We start from the raw sequence: 19,582 nt of genomic DNA, 5'->3' as shown, positions 1-19,582 counted from the left end.
ACAGGGGCGCAGCTTCTCGCGCGACTTGGGATGGAGACGATGTGCGCGCGCACCTGAACCGCGATTCCCGCAGCCGAAATGATTTTCGCCGTACGATCCGCGTTGCATCAAAGATTACTTGCACTCCGTGGCTCGTCATTTCACGCTGTAGTTGGATTCTTTGTCGCAAATCGGCGCTCTTAAGTTGTTTGACGAAGTCTTGGTGAAACAATGGGCTGCTATATTGCGTGTTAGGTAATTAGCCCTGCTCCTTTTATCGCGCAGACAATCAAGTCAGCCAAACGGCGATCGAGCTTTGGAACTGGCGCAGTCTGTGAACGGGCTCATATCGAAGAGTCATCCGGCGGGCTACGATCACCTCGAAAAATGCGCGGTGGAATATCTGTAAATCAAATTCAAACGATGGGGGTGAATCATGCCCACCATATTGGACCTGCTCTATCGTGAATATTGCCGCGCCCGCCTCGCTGAAATGCGGAAGCAGCTTCTGATCTCAGCCGAACGCTCTGAAGCTCTCGAAGCGCACAATCATCCTGCAGCTCAGGGTGAGGATGAGAGGACGGACGCGCAGCGCAAAATCGGTTGCGGCGTGCCGAATTGAAGCGGCCGAGGACCGGCGATCTCTCCCGCGTGCAGTGACCAAGCACTTGGCAACAGATTGGGAGGAAGCAATGAATACACCCGAATGCTATACTGTCATGGTAGCCTGTGCCTCATGCCTGACCATTGTCGGGTTAATGGCCGTCGGGGTGTGGTGAGCATGACTGAATGCTGAACGGCGGTCGCAGGCCGTTACCAAGGCCGCTGGCAAGCAGGTTCGGTCGGCGTATGGCGCCGAACCCAGCACGATGCCCTCGGCTTGCAAACTTGATTGTTGCTGTGACGTGAACGTTGCCGCCGCTTGGTGCCGCGGCGGCTTCGCTTCAGATCCGGATGTCAGCTTCCAGGCGGGGCATACGAAGAACGCAGCCTTGCCGCGTTCTGGCGGACCTGCTTGATCTCGTCCTGCGTGAACAGCCGAGTCAGTTTCACGTTCTGCAGGGTGCCCGCCGCGACGGTCAGGCCGGAAGTGGCCGGAGCGGCACTCGGGTCAGGCACGTCGAAAATCACCAAAACGCCGGGGCCGTCGGCCGCAACGCTGTACATCGAGATCAGCCTTCCGCCGGCCGCTTCGATGAGTTTTCGAGCCGCCTCCTGGCGATCGGTCGTGGGATTTTCCAGAATGGCCTCGAGGGAGCGTGATGTGTATTGTCCGGTGAGGCAAAAATGCATGGCATGTTCTCCTCTGTGCTCTTGGAATCTGCTCTCTGTGCTCTTGGCAATAACTTGCCTTGCCGCGAACTGGTCGTTGCGGCCGTCGTATCTGAAATGATGAAGGTAGGGCCCGCCGTGGGCATAAACGCCGCCGATGATTGCCGGGAGTTCGGCACGTCCCGGTGACGGCTCTCATGAAAGGCTATATCAGGTCCCAAACGTGCGGAAGAGAATTCGTCAGCCGCGACACTTCGCTTTTGGCGCTACGGCAGAGACGCTGGCCTAACGTGTGAGATCAACGTGTGCTGAACCGCCGCTCGCGCGCCCTGTACAGGTGGTCGCTGATCACTTCCTGCAGCTTTGCCGGATCGTCGAACTCAAGTTGCACGGCGAACGCCACGATGCCCTCGGGCACGCCCTCACGGCCGCGCAGACGCGCGAGATCCTTTTCCGTGGTCACCAGCGTGAGCTGCTCGCGCCGGGCCTGCACCGCGAGTGCGGCGAGCTCGTCATCCGAGAACATGTGGTGATCGGCAAACCGGCGCGTGCGTGCGACGTCGATGCCGCTGGCGCGCAAGCCGCGGAAGAAGCGCTCGGGATCGCCGATGCCGGCGAAGGCGAAAACCCGCTTGCCAAGGAGCTGCGCGAGCGAGGCCGCATTCGGCTTCAGCCGTGCGCGCAGCTCCGGCTTGTCGCGCTTGGCAAGCTCGGCCGCGACATCGTTCGCGGCACGCCCGTCGCCGATCAGGACCAGCGCATCGGTGCGCGCGAGCTGCGCCTGCAGTGGCGCGCGCAGGGGACCGGCGGGAAACACCTTGCCGTTGCCGAGGCCGCGCTCGCTGTCGATCACGATCAGCGAGGCGTCCTTGTGCAGACGCGGGTTCTGGAAGCCGTCGTCCATCAGGATCACGGTGGCGCCTTGCGACTTCGCCAGCGCGACGCCCTCGAGGCGATCACGCGCGACCGCGACGGGGACCTCGCGCGCCAGCATCAGCGGCTCGTCGCCGACGTCGGAAGCGGTGTGACGCGCCCGGTCGACCATAATCGGACCTTTCAGGCGTCCGCCATAGCCGCGGCTGAGCACCACCGGGATCTCACTGAGCTCGCGCAGTAGCTTGGTCAACGCCAGCACGGTCGGCGTCTTGCCGGCACCGCCGACATGGTAGTTGCCGACGCAGATCACGGGAATGCCGGCGTCAAAGCCCTGGCGCGCCATGCGACGCGCAGTGATCGCGCCGTAGAGCGCACCCAGAGGACTGAGGACATGCGACTGCGGGGAGCGTGGCCGGTACCAGAAGGCCGGCTCACGCATTGGCGGCTCCCATCTCGATCCGCAGTTGCAACAGGTAGGGCTCGAGTGCCGCCATGGTGCGATCGAGCGCGCCGCCGAGCTGCTCGACCACGCCCGCGCCGGCGCGCTGCATCTTGTCGCGCGCGGTGGGATCGGCCAGCAATTGGCCGAGCTGCTTGACCAGCGCTTCCTGCGTGTCGACCTGGCGCGCCCCGCCGCGCCCGTCGAGCGTCTCGTAGACATCGGCGAAATTGAAGACGTGCGGACCATGGATGATGGCGGCACCGAGCTTGATCGCCTCGATCGGGTTCTGGCCGCCATGATGGATCAGCGATCCGCCCATGAAGACGATCGGCGAAAGGCGATAGAACAGGCCGAGCTCGCCCATGGTGTCGGCGACATAGAGGTCGGTCGTCGCCGCCGGCAGCTCCTCGCGCGAGCGCAATGCCGGCTTGAGGCCCGAGGCGGTGATCAGACCCGCGATCGAGGAGCCGCGGTCCGGATGGCGCGGCACGATCACGGTCAGAAGCTGCGGGAAGAAGCCGGCGAGGCTTCGATGCGCCGCGATCAGCATCTCGTCTTCGCCCGGATGGGTCGAGGCCGCGACGATGATCGGCCGCCCGCGCGTCATCGCCATCAGCCGCTCAAGCCTGGCGGGATCGGCCGGCGGCGCCGGGACGTCGAGCTTGAGATTGCCGGTGGTGAGGACGTCGCGGCCGCCGAGCGCGGCAAAGCGCTCGGCATCCGTCTTCGATTGTGCCAGACAAATGTCGAACCGGGAAAGCAGCGCCGAGATGGTGCCGTGCATGCGCCGCCAGCGCGGGAACGAGCGCGGCGACATCCGCCCGTTGATCAGCACCATCGGCACGCGGCGCGCCGCGCCGGCGAGGATCAGGTTGGGCCACAGGTCGGATTCGATGAACAGCGCCAGCGACGGCTTCCAATGATCGAGGAAGCGCGCGACGTAGCGCGGGGAATCATACGGCACGTATTGATGGATGACGTCGGGCGGGAAGCGCTTCGCCACCACGGCCGCCGAGGTGACGGTGCCGGAGGTGAGCAGGATGCGCAGATTGAGATCGCGCAGCCGCTCGATCAGCGCTGCCGCAGCCAGAACCTCGCCGACGCTGGCGCCGTGGATCCACACCAGCGGGCCATGTGGCCGCACGTCCCGCGACAAGCCCCGCCGCTCGCTGACGCGCGCGGGATCCTCCTTGCCCTGTTTCAACCGCCGCTTGATCAGCGCGGGCGCGAGCGGCACCAGGCCGGAGGCCAGGCGCTGATACATTCGCAGCGTCATCGGCAGCGGGTCAGGCATCTTCCGGTCCCGGGCGCCCGAGTTGCGCATAGGCGCGGCGGGTCGCCTCGTTCAACGTCTCCTCCAGCTCCAGCCGAAGCGCTTCCATGGTTGCGGCGTCGGCATCCGGTGGAACGTGGATTTCCTTGATGCCGACCAATGCGCCTCGCCCGAATGGCAAATTGATGGTGGTGCGGTCCCAGTTCTTGAGCCGGATGAAGCGGCTGGTCGCCATTGCGAAAGGCATGATCGGCCGCCCCGATTCCCGTGCCAGCATGATGATGCCGAGCCCGGCCACGCGCGAGCGTTTGGGGACATCGGCGGTCAGCGCGACATTACAACCGTCCTGGAGCGTCCGCACCATTTCCTTGAAGGCGCCGACCCCGCCCTTGCGGTGGAAGGCGCCGCCGTGATCGCCGGAACCACGGATGGTGCCGATCCCGAGCCGCTCGGCGGCGATCGCATTGAACTCGCCGTCGCGATGACGGGAGATCAGCACCTTGGCGCGGTACCAATCCTTGTTCTTGATGAAGGGGGTGAGGAAATGCTGGCCGTGCCAGAAGGCGAAGATCGCCGGGATCTGCGGCTCGACGCGGTCATAGACGTCAGGCGGATCGAACCTGAACTTGTTGGTCCGCCAGACCAGACGCAGATATTCAGCCGCCAGGACCCCGACGGCACGCTGAATAAAGCTGCTTCGCAGCGTATTGCGAAGCAGTTTTTTCAACGCGCCGGTTCTTGATTGGGGTCGAGCAGGCGGTGGAGATGGACGATGAAATAGCGCATCTGCGCGTTGTCGACCGTGCTCTGCGCCTTGGCTCGCCAGGCCGCGTGCGCGGTGGCGTAGTTCGGATAGAGGCCGACGATGTCGACGTCGTCGAGGTTCTTGAAGGTGTTGTGCTCGAGATCGACGAGCTCGCCACCGATGACGAGATGAAGCAGTTGTTGCGGGGCACTATCTGGCATGGGTTCTCTTCCTAACGGGCTGCCCGGCAAAGCAGTGTTCGACAAGCACGACGAAGCGCTTAGGGCAAGGGGCGGTTTCGAAAATGCGCGACAATGCCCGCATGACGATCGCGTCCCGCTGCCACCAGCACCCCGTGCGCCACTTCCCGGCGGTTATAGAGGATGGGTTCTCCGGAGAGGTCACTCATCTTACCACCCGCTTCCTGCACGATCAAATCGGCCGCCGCAAGGTCCCAATCATGGCTGTTGCCGCCCGCAAAGGCCGCATCCAGCGCGCCATCGGCGACCCGGCACAGACGCAGCGCGAGCGAGCCGATTCGCGGATGCAGCTTGATCTCACCGCCCGTGGCATTGAGCCGCTCGACCAGCGGCTTCGGGCCGGCGACGCGCGCGAAGTCGAACTCGGACCCGGACGTCGCCCGCACCGGCGCCCCGTTCAGCGTCGTGCCCTGGCCGCGGACCGCGAAGAAGAATTCATCGCGCGCCGGTGCGAACACCGCGGCAAGCACCGGTGAGGTATCCTCGACCAGCGCGACGCTCACGCACCAATCGTCATGACCGCCCAGATAATTGCGCGTGCCGTCGATGGGATCGACGATCCAGGTCAGTCGCCGCGACAGCCGTGCCGCATCGTCGGCACTTTCCTCGGACAGCCAGCCATAGTCAGGCGTCGCAGCGCGCAAGCGCGTTTCGAGCAGATTGTTGACCGCGATGTCGGCTTCCGACACCGGCGAGGATGCCCCCTTGATCCACTTCTTCAGCTCGGTGCGGAACATCGACTGCGCCAGCGCGCCCGCGTCCCGCACCGCGTCCTTCAGCAGCGCCGCATCGCGTGTCAGGATGGTCGCGTCTGGGGATTGCGCGTCAGCGTCCGCCAAGCGTCAAACCCTCGATGCGCACCGTCGGCGCATTGATGCCGTAGCGGAATTCGAGATTGTTCGCCGGCTGCATTGACTTGAAGATCTCGAATAGATGTCCGGCGATCGTCACCTCGCTGACGGGATAGGTGATCTCGCCGTTCTCGATCCAGAAGCCGGAGGCGCCGCGGCTGTAATCGCCGGTGACGCCGTTGACGCCGGAGCCGATCAGGTCGGTGACGTAGAAGCCCTGCTTGATGTCCGCGATCAGCTCGGCCGGCGTCGGCGTGCCGGCCTCGAGATGCAGGTTGTACGGCCCGGGCGACGGCGAGGAGGAGACGCCGCGATGGGCGTGGCCGGTGGTGGTGAGGCCGAGCTCGCGCGCGGTGGCGCAGTCGAGCAGCCAGGTCGTCAGCACGCCCTCGTCGACCAGCGCGATCTTCCTCACCGCGACGCCTTCGGCGTCAAACGTCTGCGAGCGCAGGCCGCGCTTGCGCAAGGGATCGTCGACGATGCGAATGTTCTTCGCGAACAGCTGCTGGCCGAGCTTGTCCTTCAAGAAACTGGTCTTGCGCGCGATCGAGGCGCCGTTGATGGCGCCGACGAGATGGCCGACCAGGGAGCCCGCAACGCGCGGATCGAACACGACGGGCACCTTGCAGGTCTCGACCTTGCGCGGATTGTAGCGCGCCACCGTGCGCTCGCCGGCGGACCGGCCGACGGTTTCCGGCGACAACAAATCGGCGCCGTGTGGCGCCGAGGTGAAGTCGTAGTCGCGCTCCATGCTGGTGCCTTCGCCCGATATGGCGGTGGCGGAAATGCCCTGGCTGGAGCGTAGGTAAGAGCCGTGGAAGCCGGTAGAGGTGACGAGCACCATGCCGCCGATGCCGGCGGAAGCCGAGGCGCCGCCGGATTTGGTCACCCCCTTCACGCCGAGCGCCGCAGCTTCGGCCGCAAGCGCGCGGCGCTCGAGCTCTGAGGTCGTAGGCAGGTCGGGATCGAGCAGGTCGAGATCGGGGAAGTCGCGCGCGAGCAGCGCGGGATCGGCTAGGCCGACATATTTGTCGTCGGGCGCAACACGCGCCATCGCCACCGCGCGTTCGGCGAGCTTGGTCACGGCATCGCCGCTGACGTCGTTGGTCGAGACCACCGCCTGGCGCTGGCCGACCAGCACGCGCAGGCCGACATCGTCGCCCTCGGACCGCTCGGATTCCTCGACGCGGCCGTCGCGCACCTCGACGCCCTGCGAGACGCCGCGTACTGCGACGGCATCGGCTGCATCAGCGCCGGCGCGCTTGGCGGCCTCGACCAGCCGCTGCGCGAGATCGGAGAGCGCGGACTGATCGAACAGGTCGCGATGGGCCTGCGACGACATTTGGGTCGAAAGCGTCGAGCTTGCGGATGGTGAAGAGTTCACGAACGAAATCCTGTTGGGGCGGGTTCGGGACCGGAACCCACAGATGTGCCCTGATAGCGCGGACTTCAAGCATTTTCAGCCCGCCAAAAGCTCAGATTCGCAGCTCTCGCGCAACGTCTCGTCAATCATGCGCGCCAAGGTCTTGTCAATCATGAGCAGCAGTGACGGTGGGTTAACCAGCCTTTTTAAGCGGTTTCGGAAAGGCGCGCGCTAAGGTCCTCGCATCGACCGGGAACATAATCCCGGCGGGGAGAACTAAAGCCGTGAGGCGTCAAACAGCAACATGCGGGGTCGCTCCCGCCGGGTCGAGCCGCTCCTTGCGGCTCGACCCTCTTTCCCTTCCGGTCCGCTTCGATGCGCACGATCCGCGCGCCGACGGACATGTCAGGCAGATCGAGCTTCATCGCGAGCGTGTCGTGCTGCGCCGTGCCGTTCGCGGCATGCAGATGGCCATCAACGTCCGTGTCAGCGACTTCACCGGCGTCGCGCTGCGCGGCAATGACGAGGTGCAGACCCTCGTCCTCGTGCATCGCGATCCCTCGCTCTCCATTCCGCTGCTGGTCGGCGCCGAGGCCGACGAGATCGCGCAAGCCTGGGCGATCTGGAGCGAGATCTTCGCGCTTCCGCAGCTCGACGAAGGCGCACGCAAACCCGCGCCGCGCCGCCGTCGCGCCAACGCGATCCGCGCCCGCCGCCCGAAATTCTTGATGCGCCGGCGCACCGGCATCGCGCGCGAACTCACCGTGCATCAGGGCGAACGCGAGATCATTGCAAGGGATTGAGTGGCAACTACGCCGCCCGCATTGCCGCGTCGGCGAGTAATCCTGCAAATAGCAACAGCCCCGCATCGCGGTTCGACTTGAACAGGCGCAGGCACAGTTCGGGATCATCGATCCTCAGCCGCACGATCTGCCACGCCAGATGCACGGCGAAGGCCGCAAGGCCGAGCCAGGCCAGCCAGCCCGCATCGCCTGAAGCCAGCGCGACGCCGATCAGCATCACCGCAAAGCCATAGAACAGGATCAGCGCCTGGTGCGTATGCGCGCCGAACAGGCGCGCGGTGGATTTGATGCCGATCAGCGCGTCGTCCTCGGCGTCCTGATGCGCGTAGATCGTGTCATAGCCGATCACCCATGAAATCGCGCCGGCATAGAGCACGAGCGCGGTGACGTCGATGCGTCCGAAGGTGACGGCAAATCCCATCAGGGCGCCCCAGGAGAAGGCCAGCCCGAGCACGATCTGCGGCCACCAGGTGATGCGCTTCATGAAGGGGTAGATCGCGACGATCAAGAGCGAGGCGATGCCGGTCAGCACCGCGAAGCGGTTGAACTGCAACAGCACCACGAGACCGATCAGCGCCTGTGCGACCATGAAGAGCAGCGCCTGCTTCGTGGTCACCTGCCCTGACGGCAGCGGCCGCGAGCGGGTGCGCTCGACCTTGTCATCGAGGTCGCGGTCGGTGATGTCGTTCCAGGTGCAGCCGGCTCCGCGCATCACGAAGGCGCCGATGAAGAACAGCACGATGGTGAGCGGCAGGCCGCGGATCTCGTGCGCCATGCCGGCGGCGAACGCCGCCGACCACCAGCACGGCATCAACAGCAGCCAGGAGCCGATCGGACGGTCGAAGCGGGACAAGCGCAAATAAGGCCGCGCCCATTGCGGCGCGAGCGTATCGACCCAGTTGCCTGTAGAGTCGGCAACGCGGGCGGATGTATCGCTCATCGGGTCAGGACGTTGCCGTTGAGCGTATCGAAGGTGCTGCCGCCCTTCTTGCCGGCATTGGCTTCCGGCGCCGAGCCCGAACCCAGCACCTCGCTCAGCGACGGGCCGGCCGGGCGCGCCTGCTGCTGCTGCATCTGCTGCGCGACCATGCAGACCTTCTTCTGCATGGCCTCGGTGTTCTTGTGGCCGGTCTTCATCTGCTCGCCGATCTGCGGCGGGATTCCGCATTTGGCGGCGTGGGACTCGATGTACTTGATCATTTTCAGCTCAGCCTGGCTGAAGTTGCCGATCAGCTTGCACGCCTCGTCCGGCGGCGCATGACGGTCGCTCGCGGCCTTGATCAGCTTGCCGCGCTTCTCGGCTTCCTCGCGGAGCGGAATGAAGGCCTTCATGCAGTCCTCGCCGGGACCGCCTTGCGTCGGCGGAGCTGCGCTGAAAGCGCCGGCACCGCCGATCGGCGCGGCGCCGTTGACGGGAAAGGATGATTGCGGCGCCGTGCCGACGGAGGCAACGGGTGCCGAGCCGTTCACGGGCGGAAAGGCGGAGCTGGTGGCGGCCTGGTTTGGCAGCGGTGCCGGGAACGCGCTTTGCGCATTAGCGCCCGCAGCACCCATGGCGACCATGGCGGCGGCAGTGATCGGGACCATCAGGCGACGGATCATGAAGGCAGTCTCTCCGGCAGGAGCTTACGGGTTCGGCGTCTTCCAATCGAAGCGCAACCAGCGTGTTCGCGTTTTTACGATTCCCGCCGGGGCTTAACAACCCGTTGAATAGGGCAAGAGCGCGGCGCGGAGACGCACCAATTCGTCGATATTTACCCCCAAAAATACTGGTTTCGGTTAAGAACGGCGGCAAATTGGACCTTTGAACCATGCCTTCCCACGATTTTCGCGCCCCTCGCCTGTTCGTCGACGCCCCCCTCGCCCAAGACGCCAGGGTGCAGCTCGACCGCGACCAGAGCAATTATCTGGGCAACGTGCTCCGGCTGCCCGCCGGGGCCGAGGTTTTGGCGTTCAACGGCCGGGACGGCGAGTGGCAGGCTGCCATCGAAGGCCGCAAACGGCCGGATGGCCTTGTGATCCTTCAGCAGACCCGGCTTCAGGACGGGCTGCCTGACGTGGCCTACGTGTTCGCCCCGCTCAAGCATGCCCGGCTGGATTACATGGTCCAGAAGGCCATCGAGATGGGCGCCGCCAGGCTCCAGCCGGTCCTAACCCGGTTCACCCAGGCCTCCCGGGTCAACACCGAGCGAATGCGCGCCAACGTCGTCGAGGCCGCCGAGCAATGCGGTATCCTCAGCATCGCCTCGGTGGCCGAGCCGGTGCCGCTGGAGCGGTACCTCAGCCAGCGCGCCGCAGACCGCCTGCTCATCTTCTGCGATGAGGCGGCCGCGGTTGCAAACCCCGTTCAGAGCCTGCAGAACGCACGCGAGGCCGGCAAAGGTATCGACGTGCTGATCGGCCCAGAAGGGGGCTTTGCCGAGGAGGAACGGGCGCTGCTGCTGCGGCAGCCGAAAATCCTGCAGCTGGCGCTCGGCCCGCGGATCATGCGGGCCGACACCGCCGCGGTGGCGGCCCTGGCGCTGGTGCAGGCGGTGCTGGGCGATTGGGGCAAGTCCACCTAATCCGGGGAATTGCCCACCCGTTAAGCGATTGATCCTTTGGAGGTCGAAACCGCATTCGGGCCATGCTAAGGGCTGCGCCAATTCCCGTCCCTTCCCTTGCCTGCCCGGTTCCACCGGGACGATGGACCTCTATTATGACCGCGACCGCCACCTCAAATGCTGCCGGCTCCGCCGCCTGGGCGGATACGCTGCTGTTGTCGTTCGCGCAGGCGGGCTATGTCAGGGCCGAGCCCGCCATCCTGCAACCGGCCGAGCCGTTCCTGGACCTCTCGGGCGAAGACATCCGCAAGAGCCTGTACCTGACCACGGACCTCTCGGGCGAGGAGCTCTGTCTGCGCCCGGACCTGACCATTCCGGTGGCGCGCGATTACCTCGCCTCTGGCCGTGCCGGCCAAGCGGCCGGGTTCAGCTATCTCGGCCCGGTGTTCCGATACCGCGGCGGCCAGGCCAGCGAGTTTCTCCAGGCCGGCATCGAGTCCTTCGGCCGCCAGGACCGCGCCGCGGCGGATGCCGAGATGCTGGCGCTGGCCCTGGAGGCAACTGCCGCCTTCGGTGTCGGCGACGTCGAGATCCGCACCGGTGACGTCGCGCTGTTCAATGCCCTGCTCGACGCGCTCGATCTCTATCCGGTCTGGCGCCGCCGCCTGGTCAAGGATTTCAACCGCAAGATCAGCCTGGAGCAGGATCTGGAGCGGCTGGCGGCCGCGGCCACCGCGACCCGCAGCGAATATGAGGGCGTGCTCGCTGCGCTGGCCGGCTCGGACCGCAAGGCGGCGCTCGCCTTCGTCACCGATTTGATGTCGATCGCCGGCACCACCAATGTCGGCGGCCGTACCACAGCCGAGATTGCCGACCGCTTCCTCGAGCAATCGACCCTCAAGGGTGGCGCGTTGCCGCGCGAGGCGATCACCGTGCTCAAACGCTTCCTGTCGATCGCAGGCAATCCCGACGATGCCGTCGCAAAGCTGCGTGCACTGACCGCCGATGCCAAGCTCGATCTCACGGCTGCGATCGACCAGTTCGAGAGCCGGGTCGGCTTCATGGCGGCGCGCGGCATCGACGTGAAGCTGACGCGTTTCTCGACCGCGTTCGGCCGCGGGCTCGACTATTACACCGGCTTCGAGTTCGAATTGCATCACAGAGGTAATGGCGCCGAGCCGCTGGTCGCCGGTGGCCGCTATGACGGGCTGATGACCCAGCTCGGCTCCGTGCAGCCAATTCCCGCGGTCGGCTTCTCGGTCTGGGTGGACGCGCTGACCAAGATCGGCCGCAAGGTGGGGGCTTAAGTCATGAGCGCGCCATTCGTTCTGGCCGTTCCTTCCAAGGGCCGCCTTCAGGAAAACACGGAAGCCTTCTTCGCCCGCGCCGGGCTCAAGCTGTCGAAGGCCGGCGGTGCCCGCGACTATCGCGGCGCCATCGCGGGTCTCGACAATGTCGAGGTCGCCTATCTCTCGGCGAGCGAGATCGCCTCGCAACTCTCCCGCGGTTTTGCGCATCTCGGCGTCACCGGGGAAGACCTGGTGCGCGAGAACATCGCGGACGCCGACAAGCGCGTGTCACTGATCGAGGGGCTCGGCTTCGGCTATGCCGACGTCGTCGTCGCGGTGCCGCAGGCCTGGATCGACGTCCGCACCATGGCCGACCTCGACGACGTGACCACCGGCTTCCGCGAGCAACATCACATGCGGATGCGGGTCGCGACCAAGTTCGTCAATCTGACCCGCGCCTTCTTCCAGAGCCACGGCATCACCGACTACCGCATCGTCGAAAGCGCCGGCGCCACCGAAGGCGCGCCCGCGGCGGGCAGCGCCGAGCTGATCGTCGACATCACTACGACCGGTGCGACGCTCGCCGCCAATGGCTTGCGGGTGCTCGACGACGGCGTGATCCTGCGCAGCCAGGCCAATCTGGTCGCCTCCAAAGAGGCCGACTGGTCGTTGCAGGCACGCGAGACTGCGCGCGTCATCCTCGATCACATTGCGGCGCGAGCCCGCGCCAACAAGTACCGCGAGGTCCGCACCCGCTTTCGGCAATGCGACGCCGCCCTGCTCGGCGAGGCCCACAGCCGGTTCGGCGTCGCGGCCCCGTTTGGCGGACCGACCTCGTCAGGCATGCTGACGCTGCACTGCCCCCCGGACCAACTCTATGCGCTGGCGAGCTTCCTGCGCGAGCATGGCGCCGAGACCGTCTCGGTGGTTTCGCTCGACTACGTGTTCGACCGGGAGAACCCGCTGTTCGCCAAGCTCGAGGCCTTTCTGGGGCGGTGAGCCTCTGTTTCGTTCAGCGTAGCGACAGCAAACCGCAGCTAACATATGCTGTTGATAAGACCTAACGCCTTGGAACCTTGATCGATGACGCTGGGCTCTGACGTTTCCGGCATGACGACCACCGCGGCCAGCGCCGCCGCGAAGGGACTCTCGATTGTCGTCCCCGTCTACAATGAGGCGGCGGGCCTCGCCGCCCTGCACCAGCGGATCTGCGAACTCGCGAAGACCTTGCGGCAGCGCTATCGCCTGGCCTGCGAGGTCGTCTATGTCGACGACGGCAGCGCGGATGCGACGCTGTCGATCGCCCGCAGCCTGCCGGCTGACGCAATCGGCGTCCAGGTGGTCTCGCTGTCGCGCAATTTCGGCAAGGAGGCGGCGCTGATGGCCGGCCTCGACCATGCCCGGCTCGGCGCCGTCATGTTCATGGACGGCGACGGCCAGCATCCGCCGGCCCTGGTCGAGCAGCTGGTGCGGCACTGGATCGATGACGGCTACGACGTCGTCTATACCGCCAAGGCGCATCGCGACAACGAAAGCTTCCTGCGCCGGCTCGCCGTGCACGGCTTCTACGCCCTGATCAATTGGGGCGCGCGGCAGAAGATTCCCGAGGACGCCGGCGATTTCCGCCTGCTCTCGCCGCGGGCGGTTGCAGCGCTGAGACAGCTGCCGGAGCGCAACCGCTTCTTCAAGGGACTGGCCAGCTGGATCGGCTTTCGCCAGATCCGCGTCGACTACGAACCGGCGCCGCGCGCCCATGGCGCCACCACTTTCAACGCCGCACGCCTGCTCGGCCTGTCGATCGAGGGCCTGACCTCGTTCTCGGTCGCTCCCTTGCGCTTCGCCAGCCTGCTCGGCGTGGTGCTCGCCGGGATCGCCTTCCTGTTCGGCCTCTCGATCCTCTGGGAGGTGTTCACGACTGGCAAGCAGGTGCCCGGCTATCCCTCGCTCGTGGTCGGCCTGATGACCATCGGCGGCGTGCAGCTCATCATGATCGGCATCGTCGGCGAATATATCGGCAAGATCCTCTCCGAGCTAAAGGCGCGCCCGATCTACTTCGTCGCCGAGCACAGCGAAAAGCGCTTCGAGACCGACAACGCCGAGGACGCTTCGAAGCGGACGGCGGCCGAATGAGCGCGGCCGCGAGTCTGCGGCGAATCTGGCTCTGCGCCGACGATTACGGTATCAGCGCGGGCGTCAATCGCGCCATCCGCGACCTGATCGAACGCGGCCGCCTCAACGCCACGTCGGTGATGATGGTGGGACCTGCGATCGCGCGCAGCGAGATCGAAGCGCTGGACGCGGCAGCCAAATCGAGCCCGCACTGCGCGATCGGCCTCCACGTGACGCTGTCGGCACCGTTCCGGCCGCTCACCATGCATTTCCGTCCACTCGACGGCGACATGTTCTTGGCCTTTCCGAAGCTGCTGCGCGCCGCACTGATGCGACGGCTCGACCGCGAATTCTTTCGCAACGAGGTGAAGGCGCAGCTCGCAGCTTTCATGGAAGCATTCGGACGTGCGCCCGACTTCGTCGATGGCCACCAGCACGTCCAGCTCTATCCGCAGGTGCGCGACGGCTTTGTCGATGCCGTTAGCGAGACCGCACCGAACGCGTGGGTACGCCAGGGCGGCCGCAACCTGCCGCTGGCGCGGCGGCTGGCGTCACCAAAGGCCATGGTGCTCGATATCCTCAGCGCCCAATTCCGCCGCCGCGCCGGCAGCGCCGGCCTCAGCTTCAATCCAGGCTTCGCCGGCGCTTACGACTTCACGCGGGCGGCCGATTTCGGCGCATTGATGCGGCAGTTCCTGGAAGGCCTCCCCGACGGTGGTCTCGTGATGTGCCATCCCGGATTCGTCGATGACGTCCTTGTTGGCCTCGACCCGATGACGGATGTGCGCGAACGCGAGCACGCTTATCTCGCCGGCGACGCATTCCCACGTCTGCTGGCGGACAGTGGGGTCACGCTGGGGTGAAATCGCCGAAACGGCCGTGCGAGGCAGCTTGTCGCATACCGAAATTTAATCCGGCCGGCACTGTTGGGGCCACAATGGAACCCTACATCTGCCTCGCGCTTGGTTTTGCGCGAAGGAGACAGATCATGACGCCGCAGGAACGCCAGCTCGTCGACGAGCTTTTCGACCGGCTTACCAAACTCGAAAATGCACCGCGCGATCCCGACGCGATCGCCGCGATCTCCGACGGCTTGCGCAAGGCACCCGGTGCGATCTACGCGCTGGTCCAGACCGTGCTGCTGCAGGACGAAGCGCTGAAGCGCGCCCACGGCCGCATCCAGGAGCTGGAAGCGGGGCAGGCGCCCGAGCAGGCGCAGTCCGGCGGCTTCCTAGATACCATGCGTGACACGCTATTCGGCGGTGGCTCGTCGCGCAGTTCTGTGCCGAACGTGCCGCCGCGCGATTCGCGGCCGGTCTGGAACAGCGGCCAGGCGATGCAGCAAGGCCAGCCGGGTTATGGTCAGCCGCCTTACGGACAGGCCTACGGCCAAGGTCCGGGTCAGGGCTATGGCGCGCCCCCTATCGGCGGTGGCGGCGGCTCGTTCCTCGGCACGGCGGCGGCGGCGGCAGCCGGCGTCGTCGGCGGCTCGCTGCTGCTCTCCAGCATCCGCGGCATGATGGGCGGACCGCATCAGCAGGCTTTTGGCGACACCAACGCCTTGGGCGACCGCAGCCCCTGGGGCGGCAGCGATCAGTCAGGCGGTTCGCTGGCGCGCGACGCGGGCCTCAACGACATCGGCTCGAATCACGACTCCCGCCAGGGCTTCTTCGACCAGGCGTCGAACGACCGGGACAACAACAACGATCAGAGCTATGACGACGATCGCGACGACAACATGGATGTGGCCGACGACAGCGACTTCGGCGGTGGCGACGACGGCGGCAGCGATTACGCGTGAGCAATTCGCCCGATAGATGCGCAGCGGTCGCCTTTAGGCGGCCGTTTTCTTTTACCGGATAACTCAAGCGCCCTCGCTGCCACGTCGCACAGAGAATCCGATCGATACAATATGACTAATCCGCACGCTTGCTGCATTGCACGGAGCTAAACGTGGCCGGACGCGCCGAGTTCACCATGAAACACGAAATCGCCCTCTGACACGCGCGGCCGTAGACTCCCGGATTTCCAAATTTGGACATGGGTGTTCAACTTGAAGAACACGTTGCTCATGCCACACACACCGACGTGGCTGCCTCTCTGGTTATAGTTGGGGTTTTTAGAAATGAGTCCACTTCAGCAGCGCATTGCAACCTTGACCGACGTGACAACGCATCTCATCACCGAATTGTATGAGTTGGAGGGACTGCACGAGCGTGTCAGGAAGGCGGAGCGGTCGGCGCGACGGTTGAACCGCTCCGCTCGCGCACCGCATTCCCATTCGTCAACTCGTCGCCGCCGCTCGCTTGCCCATCGTTTCGGGTCGACGCGTCACCGCCAGCGAGCATAGACCCTAGCTGAAGGCGTACGCCGACGGCACGCAACGCCTTCGATGCCGCGCATCGCGAGCTGGCGCGACACGCAGAGGTCGGCTCACATCGAGCGCATGACGTTCACATCACCACGACCTTGGTGCCGACATTGACGCGGCTATAGAGGTCGATGACGTCCTCGTTGCGCATGCGGATGCAGCCGGAGGAGACGTTGGTGCCGATGGTCCAGGGCTCGTTGGAGCCGTGAATGCGATAGAGCGTAGAGCCCAGATACATCGCGCGGGCGCCGAGCGGATTTTCCGGGCCGCCTTCCATATGCCGGGGCAGATCGGGGCGGCGCGCGAGCATTTCCGCCGGCGGCGTCCAGTCTGGCCATTCGCGCTTGGCCGTGATCGACTTCACGCCCGACCAGGTGAAGCCGGGACGACCCACACCGATACCGTAGCGCATTGCCCTGCCATTGCCCTCGACCAGATAGAGGAACTTGTTCGGCGTATCGACCAAGATCGTGCCGGGACTTTCCTTGCCGCTATAATCGACGAGTTGCTTCTCGAATTTCGGATCGAACGGACGCTGCCGCGGATCGATCGCGTCCTGCTGGACCGCACCTTGCAGAAGCGCGCCTTGCATCTGCGGCTCGCCCATCGGCGGCAGACGGCGCTGGTCGTAATAGGCCGGCTGCTGCTGATACACCGGCCGCTCGGGCGCGTAGGCCGGACCACGACCGGGACCGTCACCGAATAGAAACTCGATGAAGCCGCCGCCCATGTTCGAATTTGAGGCGACGCGCACTGGCGCCGGCGGCACTTGCGGGGCATAGAGCACCGCGGGCGGATCGTTCGGCACCCTGTTGTCGAAGGCGCTGGCGCTGTTTGCGCCCGCAATGACGGTGCAAGCGCTGCCGAGCAGCGCGACGGACATTTTCTTGAACATCGACGTACTCTGTACTGTTTCGTCTAGATCGCATGCCGTGGAGAGCTGGTGGCTGATCCGCGTCCCTCGGCGTGGTCAATAAAAAGCAAAAGCCGTTTTGTTTGGTAAACGGAAGCAGCCTTTGGATTCACCACATCGTCAAGCGCGGGGCAATTTGGCGATCAGCGTTTATTTTCGGTGAATGCAGCAAGGCCATGGTTAATCGCGTCCTTGCGCGGCGGCGCGCGACGCCGCGCATCGGTTCCTGCTGTGAACTTCGTGTTAAATCGCTTCTGCCTACAAAGACGCGTGAGTGAGGTGGGGGAGTACCTGATGGCTGTTCACCGCAAACGTTTCCGTGTCGAAGACATCGTCGGTGGCGAGATGCCGATTCTTGACGAAACCGAAGAGGCAATCCCGATGCACAGCGAGATCATGGCCGAGTTGCGAGCGATCCGCGCACAGATGGCGAAGGGCACTATTCCGCTGTCCGGCAGCGCCGCCATGGCGGCGATCGATGCCTCCACCACCCACGAGCTCTCCGACGCCCGCACCATGCTCGAGACCTACCGGGCCCAGATCGAACAGTGCGAGAAGCTGAAGGTCGAGCTCGACCTCATCCACGACGCCATCGACCGCACCAAGCGCGAGATCGCGACGCTGCACGGCAAGAGCTTCGACGGCGGCGAAATGGCCAAGGTCAATGGCGAGCTTGGCGCGGTCGTCGGCGGCACCGAGCAGGCGACCCAGCAAATCCTCGAAGCCGCCGAGTCGATCGACCAGGCGGCCAGCGCGATGTCCAAGGTGCAATCGGCCGATCAGCAGAAGCGGCTCGCCGACGACATCCAGGAACGCGTCATCTCGATCTTCGAAGCCTGCAACTTCCAGGACCTGACCGGCCAGCGCATCAGCAAGGTCATGACCACGATGAAGTTCATCGAGCAGCACATCAATGCGATGATGGAGATCTGGGGCGGCGTCGACGCGATCAAGGCCCATGTGCCCGCGCATGTCGACAACCGCAGCGAGGACGAGAAGCTCCTCAACGGCCCGAAGCTCGCCGGCGACGTCGGCCACGCCTCGCAGGACGACATCGACGCGCTGTTCGACTGAGCGGACGCGAGGATATGAGAACGAGACGCCGGCCTTGGGGGCCGGCGTTCTTGTTTTTGGAGACGTCGATCGCGCGCCCTTCTTCCCTTCTCCCCTTGTGGGAGAAGGTGGCGCGAAGCGCCGGATAAGGGGTCTGTATCCGCGAACTCAAATGAAGTTGGATTTCGGGGAGAGAGACCCCTCACCCGTCTCGCCGCCGTCGCGGCGAGCCACCCTCTCCCACAAGGGGAGAGGGGAAAAGTCAATCACGCCCTCGGCGCGCAGCGGACGTAGACCATGTTGCCGTAGCGGGTGGCAGCGTCCTTGTCGATGAAACGGGTGATCAGCACGCGGCCGTCGAAGGAGATGATCTCGCGGTCCTGGTCGCCCGGCGTCGGGCCGGCCGGCCCGATGTAATTCTTGCCGCTCGGGGAGCCCTTCAGCCGCAGCTCCTGCGGAGTCGCTTGGTCGGCCAGATGCATGATCACGCCGCCGGAAGAGCCGGCGGTGATCACATAAGGATTCTTGCACTGGGCCCGGGCGGCCGCCTCGGTGCGCGCCCGGTCGGCCGGATTCTGGAACGAGGCGAGGCCCCAGCGGCCGACGATCTCGTCGGCGCGGATCGTCGCAGGCATTTCCGGACCGGTGCCGGGCTCAGCCTCGGGCGGCGGCGAAGACGACGAGAAGGACGGCAGGCTCATGCCGCCGCCGCAGGCGCCCAGCAATAGCGCCAGACAGGACGCGGCGGCCAGATTGGCAACCGTGCGCGCGCAAGCTGAACTGATCATGGCATTCCCCCGAACAAGACCATGGCCGCACCCCTGCAGCAGCCAAGCGCAAAACCGCTGCCGGAGCAATGCCGTCGTTTGATACGCCGGCGCCCCGAACGAGTTTCCAATGCCACCATCCTATATCCGCCTCACCAATCGCTTAACCACCTTTGCTTGACAGGATCGCGGCCAAGCCATATTTCCGGGCGCACTATTAGCACTCGGAGAGCCCGATTGCTAAGCGCGCCGTCGATCCTCGGCAAGAGGGTGGGCGGAAGCGCCGCCCCAACCTACTTCCACTACTTCCGAAGCGAGCCTCCAAAGGGAAACGTCATGGCTAAATCCAAATTTCGTCCGCTGCATGACCGTGTCGTGGTCAAACGTATCGACGCCGAGGAAAAGACCAAGGGCGGCATCATCATTCCCGACACTGCCAAGGAAAAGCCCTCCCAGGGCGAAATCGTCGCCGTCGGACCCGGCGGCCGCGACGAGACCGGCAAGCTGATCCCGATCGACCTCAGGGTCGGCGACCGTGTGCTGTTCGGCAAGTGGTCCGGCACCGAGGTCAAGATCGACAACGAAGAGCTCCTGATCATGAAGGAGTCGGACATCATGGGCGTGCTGGCCTAAGACCATCCGCCTGAACGGCCGCTGAATATCCCTACTGTCA

The 19,582-nt window shown here is 65.0% G+C and carries 20 protein-coding genes; 9 read left to right on the top strand and 11 right to left on the bottom strand.

Going from position 1 to position 19,582, the window contains the following annotated elements:
- Positions 1–936: 936 nt before the first annotated feature.
- The 7 genes from IVA78_RS10040 to IVA78_RS10010 form a co-directional block, all read right to left on the bottom strand.
- Positions 937–1,272 (bottom strand): GYD domain-containing protein, encoded by a 336-nt coding sequence (locus IVA78_RS10040; RefSeq protein WP_247465157.1) that lies wholly within the window; start codon positions 1,270–1,272, stop codon positions 937–939.
- 277 nt (positions 1,273–1,549) lie between these two features.
- A complete protein-coding gene (gene lpxK, locus IVA78_RS10035) occupies positions 1,550–2,566 on the bottom strand; it encodes a tetraacyldisaccharide 4'-kinase (protein WP_247277592.1) in 1,017 nt (338 codons plus the stop codon).
- Positions 2,559–3,863, bottom strand: a complete 1,305-nt coding sequence (locus IVA78_RS10030; RefSeq protein ID WP_247277593.1) for a 3-deoxy-D-manno-octulosonic acid transferase — start codon at positions 3,861–3,863, stop codon at positions 2,559–2,561. Before IVA78_RS10030 ends, lpxK begins: the two co-directional genes overlap by 8 nt.
- Positions 3,856–4,569: a lysophospholipid acyltransferase family protein gene (locus IVA78_RS10025; RefSeq protein ID WP_247277594.1), complete on the bottom strand. Its 714-nt coding sequence runs from the start codon at positions 4,567–4,569 to the stop codon at positions 3,856–3,858. The genes IVA78_RS10030 and IVA78_RS10025 overlap by 8 nt, the downstream gene beginning before the upstream one ends.
- On the bottom strand, positions 4,566–4,808 hold the full coding sequence (locus IVA78_RS10020) for a DUF4170 domain-containing protein (protein ID WP_027575891.1): 243 nt from the start codon (positions 4,806–4,808) through the stop codon (positions 4,566–4,568). The genes IVA78_RS10025 and IVA78_RS10020 overlap by 4 nt, the downstream gene beginning before the upstream one ends.
- A 59-nt stretch (positions 4,809–4,867) precedes the next feature.
- Positions 4,868–5,686 (bottom strand): 3'(2'),5'-bisphosphate nucleotidase CysQ, encoded by an 819-nt coding sequence (locus IVA78_RS10015; RefSeq protein WP_247277595.1) that lies wholly within the window; start codon positions 5,684–5,686, stop codon positions 4,868–4,870.
- Complete coding sequence (locus IVA78_RS10010) at positions 5,673–7,040, bottom strand: TldD/PmbA family protein (RefSeq protein ID WP_247277756.1); 1,368 nt, start codon at positions 7,038–7,040, stop codon at positions 5,673–5,675. The genes IVA78_RS10015 and IVA78_RS10010 overlap by 14 nt, the downstream gene beginning before the upstream one ends.
- 305 nt (positions 7,041–7,345) lie before the next feature.
- On the opposite strand from IVA78_RS10010, the gene IVA78_RS10005 reads away from it, so the two are divergent.
- A complete protein-coding gene (locus IVA78_RS10005) occupies positions 7,346–7,864 on the top strand; it encodes a DUF6101 family protein (protein ID WP_247277596.1) in 519 nt (172 codons plus the stop codon).
- A 7-nt stretch (positions 7,865–7,871) separates the two neighbouring features.
- On the opposite strand, the gene ubiA is transcribed toward IVA78_RS10005, so the two are convergent.
- Together ubiA and IVA78_RS09995 are read right to left on the bottom strand one after the other, a co-directional pair.
- On the bottom strand, positions 7,872–8,804 hold the full coding sequence (ubiA, locus tag IVA78_RS10000; protein WP_247465154.1) for a 4-hydroxybenzoate octaprenyltransferase: 933 nt from the start codon (positions 8,802–8,804) through the stop codon (positions 7,872–7,874).
- A complete protein-coding gene (locus IVA78_RS09995; protein ID WP_247277598.1) occupies positions 8,801–9,466 on the bottom strand; it encodes a hypothetical protein in 666 nt (221 codons plus the stop codon). The genes ubiA and IVA78_RS09995 overlap by 4 nt, the downstream gene beginning before the upstream one ends.
- 209 nt (positions 9,467–9,675) lie before the next feature.
- Here IVA78_RS09995 and IVA78_RS09990 point away from each other — a divergent pair, with 209 nt between their 5' ends.
- The 6 genes from IVA78_RS09990 (at position 9,676) to IVA78_RS09965 (ending at position 15,606) form a co-directional block, all read left to right on the top strand.
- Positions 9,676–10,428 carry a 16S rRNA (uracil(1498)-N(3))-methyltransferase gene (locus IVA78_RS09990; RefSeq protein WP_247277599.1) on the top strand — a complete coding sequence of 251 codons (753 nt, stop codon included), beginning with the start codon at positions 9,676–9,678 and terminating at the stop codon, positions 10,426–10,428.
- 134 nt (positions 10,429–10,562) lie between these two features.
- A complete protein-coding gene (locus IVA78_RS09985; RefSeq protein ID WP_247277600.1) occupies positions 10,563–11,714 on the top strand; it encodes an ATP phosphoribosyltransferase regulatory subunit in 1,152 nt (383 codons plus the stop codon).
- A gap of 3 nt (positions 11,715–11,717) precedes the next feature.
- A complete protein-coding gene (gene hisG / locus IVA78_RS09980; protein WP_247277601.1) occupies positions 11,718–12,695 on the top strand; it encodes an ATP phosphoribosyltransferase in 978 nt (325 codons plus the stop codon).
- A gap of 84 nt (positions 12,696–12,779) precedes the next feature.
- Positions 12,780–13,826, top strand: a complete 1,047-nt coding sequence (locus tag IVA78_RS09975) for a glycosyltransferase family 2 protein (protein ID WP_247465151.1) — start codon at positions 12,780–12,782, stop codon at positions 13,824–13,826.
- On the top strand, positions 13,823–14,668 hold the full coding sequence (locus IVA78_RS09970; RefSeq protein ID WP_247277603.1) for a ChbG/HpnK family deacetylase: 846 nt from the start codon (positions 13,823–13,825) through the stop codon (positions 14,666–14,668). The genes IVA78_RS09975 and IVA78_RS09970 overlap by 4 nt, the downstream gene beginning before the upstream one ends.
- Positions 14,669–14,793: 125 nt before the next feature.
- Positions 14,794–15,606, top strand: a complete 813-nt coding sequence (locus IVA78_RS09965; protein WP_247465148.1) for a DUF2076 domain-containing protein — start codon at positions 14,794–14,796, stop codon at positions 15,604–15,606.
- Positions 15,607–16,258: 652 nt separating this feature from the next.
- Here the strand turns inward: IVA78_RS09965 and IVA78_RS09960 are convergent.
- Positions 16,259–17,071, bottom strand: a complete 813-nt coding sequence (locus IVA78_RS09960; protein WP_247415091.1) for a L,D-transpeptidase — start codon at positions 17,069–17,071, stop codon at positions 16,259–16,261.
- A gap of 312 nt (positions 17,072–17,383) precedes the next feature.
- On the opposite strand from IVA78_RS09960, the gene IVA78_RS09955 reads away from it, so the two are divergent.
- On the top strand, positions 17,384–18,163 hold the full coding sequence (locus tag IVA78_RS09955; protein WP_247465145.1) for a protein phosphatase CheZ: 780 nt from the start codon (positions 17,384–17,386) through the stop codon (positions 18,161–18,163).
- Positions 18,164–18,408: 245 nt separating this feature from the next.
- Here the strand turns inward: IVA78_RS09955 and IVA78_RS09950 are convergent, their stop codons facing one another.
- Positions 18,409–18,930, bottom strand: a complete 522-nt coding sequence (locus IVA78_RS09950) for a hypothetical protein (protein WP_247277607.1) — start codon at positions 18,928–18,930, stop codon at positions 18,409–18,411.
- Between the two features lie 315 nt (positions 18,931–19,245).
- Here IVA78_RS09950 and IVA78_RS09945 point away from each other — a divergent pair, with 315 nt between their 5' ends.
- Complete coding sequence (locus tag IVA78_RS09945) at positions 19,246–19,542, top strand: co-chaperone GroES (RefSeq protein WP_247277608.1); 297 nt, start codon at positions 19,246–19,248, stop codon at positions 19,540–19,542.
- Positions 19,543–19,582: the final 40 nt, after the last annotated feature.

The sequence above is a fragment of the Bradyrhizobium sp. 137 genome (assembly GCF_023074095.1).
In the GTDB taxonomy this organism is placed as follows: Bacteria; Pseudomonadota; Alphaproteobacteria; order Rhizobiales; family Xanthobacteraceae; genus Bradyrhizobium.
Note: the sequence above shows the minus strand (reverse complement) of the source record. Positions and strands in the feature narration are given on the sequence as shown.

Coding starts and splice junctions, on each gene's coding strand:
- IVA78_RS10040 (WP_247465157.1), bottom strand. CDS start 1,272: ATGCATTTTTGCCTCACCGGACAATACACATCACGCTCCCTCGAGGCC.
- lpxK (WP_247277592.1), bottom strand. CDS start 2,566: ATGCGTGAGCCGGCCTTCTGGTACCGGCCACGCTCCCCGCAGTCGCAT.
- IVA78_RS10030 (WP_247277593.1), bottom strand. CDS start 3,863: ATGCCTGACCCGCTGCCGATGACGCTGCGAATGTATCAGCGCCTGGCC.
- IVA78_RS10020 (WP_027575891.1), bottom strand. CDS start 4,808: ATGCCAGATAGTGCCCCGCAACAACTGCTTCATCTCGTCATCGGTGGC.
- IVA78_RS10010 (WP_247277756.1), bottom strand. CDS start 7,040: ATGTCGTCGCAGGCCCATCGCGACCTGTTCGATCAGTCCGCGCTCTCC.
- ubiA (WP_247465154.1), bottom strand. CDS start 8,804: ATGAGCGATACATCCGCCCGCGTTGCCGACTCTACAGGCAACTGGGTC.
- IVA78_RS09995 (WP_247277598.1), bottom strand. CDS start 9,466: ATGATCCGTCGCCTGATGGTCCCGATCACTGCCGCCGCCATGGTCGCC.
- IVA78_RS09990 (WP_247277599.1), top strand. CDS start 9,676: ATGCCTTCCCACGATTTTCGCGCCCCTCGCCTGTTCGTCGACGCCCCC.
- IVA78_RS09985 (WP_247277600.1), top strand. CDS start 10,563: ATGACCGCGACCGCCACCTCAAATGCTGCCGGCTCCGCCGCCTGGGCG.
- hisG (WP_247277601.1), top strand. CDS start 11,718: ATGAGCGCGCCATTCGTTCTGGCCGTTCCTTCCAAGGGCCGCCTTCAG.
- IVA78_RS09975 (WP_247465151.1), top strand. CDS start 12,780: ATGACGCTGGGCTCTGACGTTTCCGGCATGACGACCACCGCGGCCAGC.
- IVA78_RS09970 (WP_247277603.1), top strand. CDS start 13,823: ATGAGCGCGGCCGCGAGTCTGCGGCGAATCTGGCTCTGCGCCGACGAT.
- IVA78_RS09965 (WP_247465148.1), top strand. CDS start 14,794: ATGACGCCGCAGGAACGCCAGCTCGTCGACGAGCTTTTCGACCGGCTT.
- IVA78_RS09960 (WP_247415091.1), bottom strand. CDS start 17,071: ATGTTCAAGAAAATGTCCGTCGCGCTGCTCGGCAGCGCTTGCACCGTC.
- IVA78_RS09955 (WP_247465145.1), top strand. CDS start 17,384: ATGGCTGTTCACCGCAAACGTTTCCGTGTCGAAGACATCGTCGGTGGC.
- IVA78_RS09950 (WP_247277607.1), bottom strand. CDS start 18,930: ATGATCAGTTCAGCTTGCGCGCGCACGGTTGCCAATCTGGCCGCCGCG.
- IVA78_RS09945 (WP_247277608.1), top strand. CDS start 19,246: ATGGCTAAATCCAAATTTCGTCCGCTGCATGACCGTGTCGTGGTCAAA.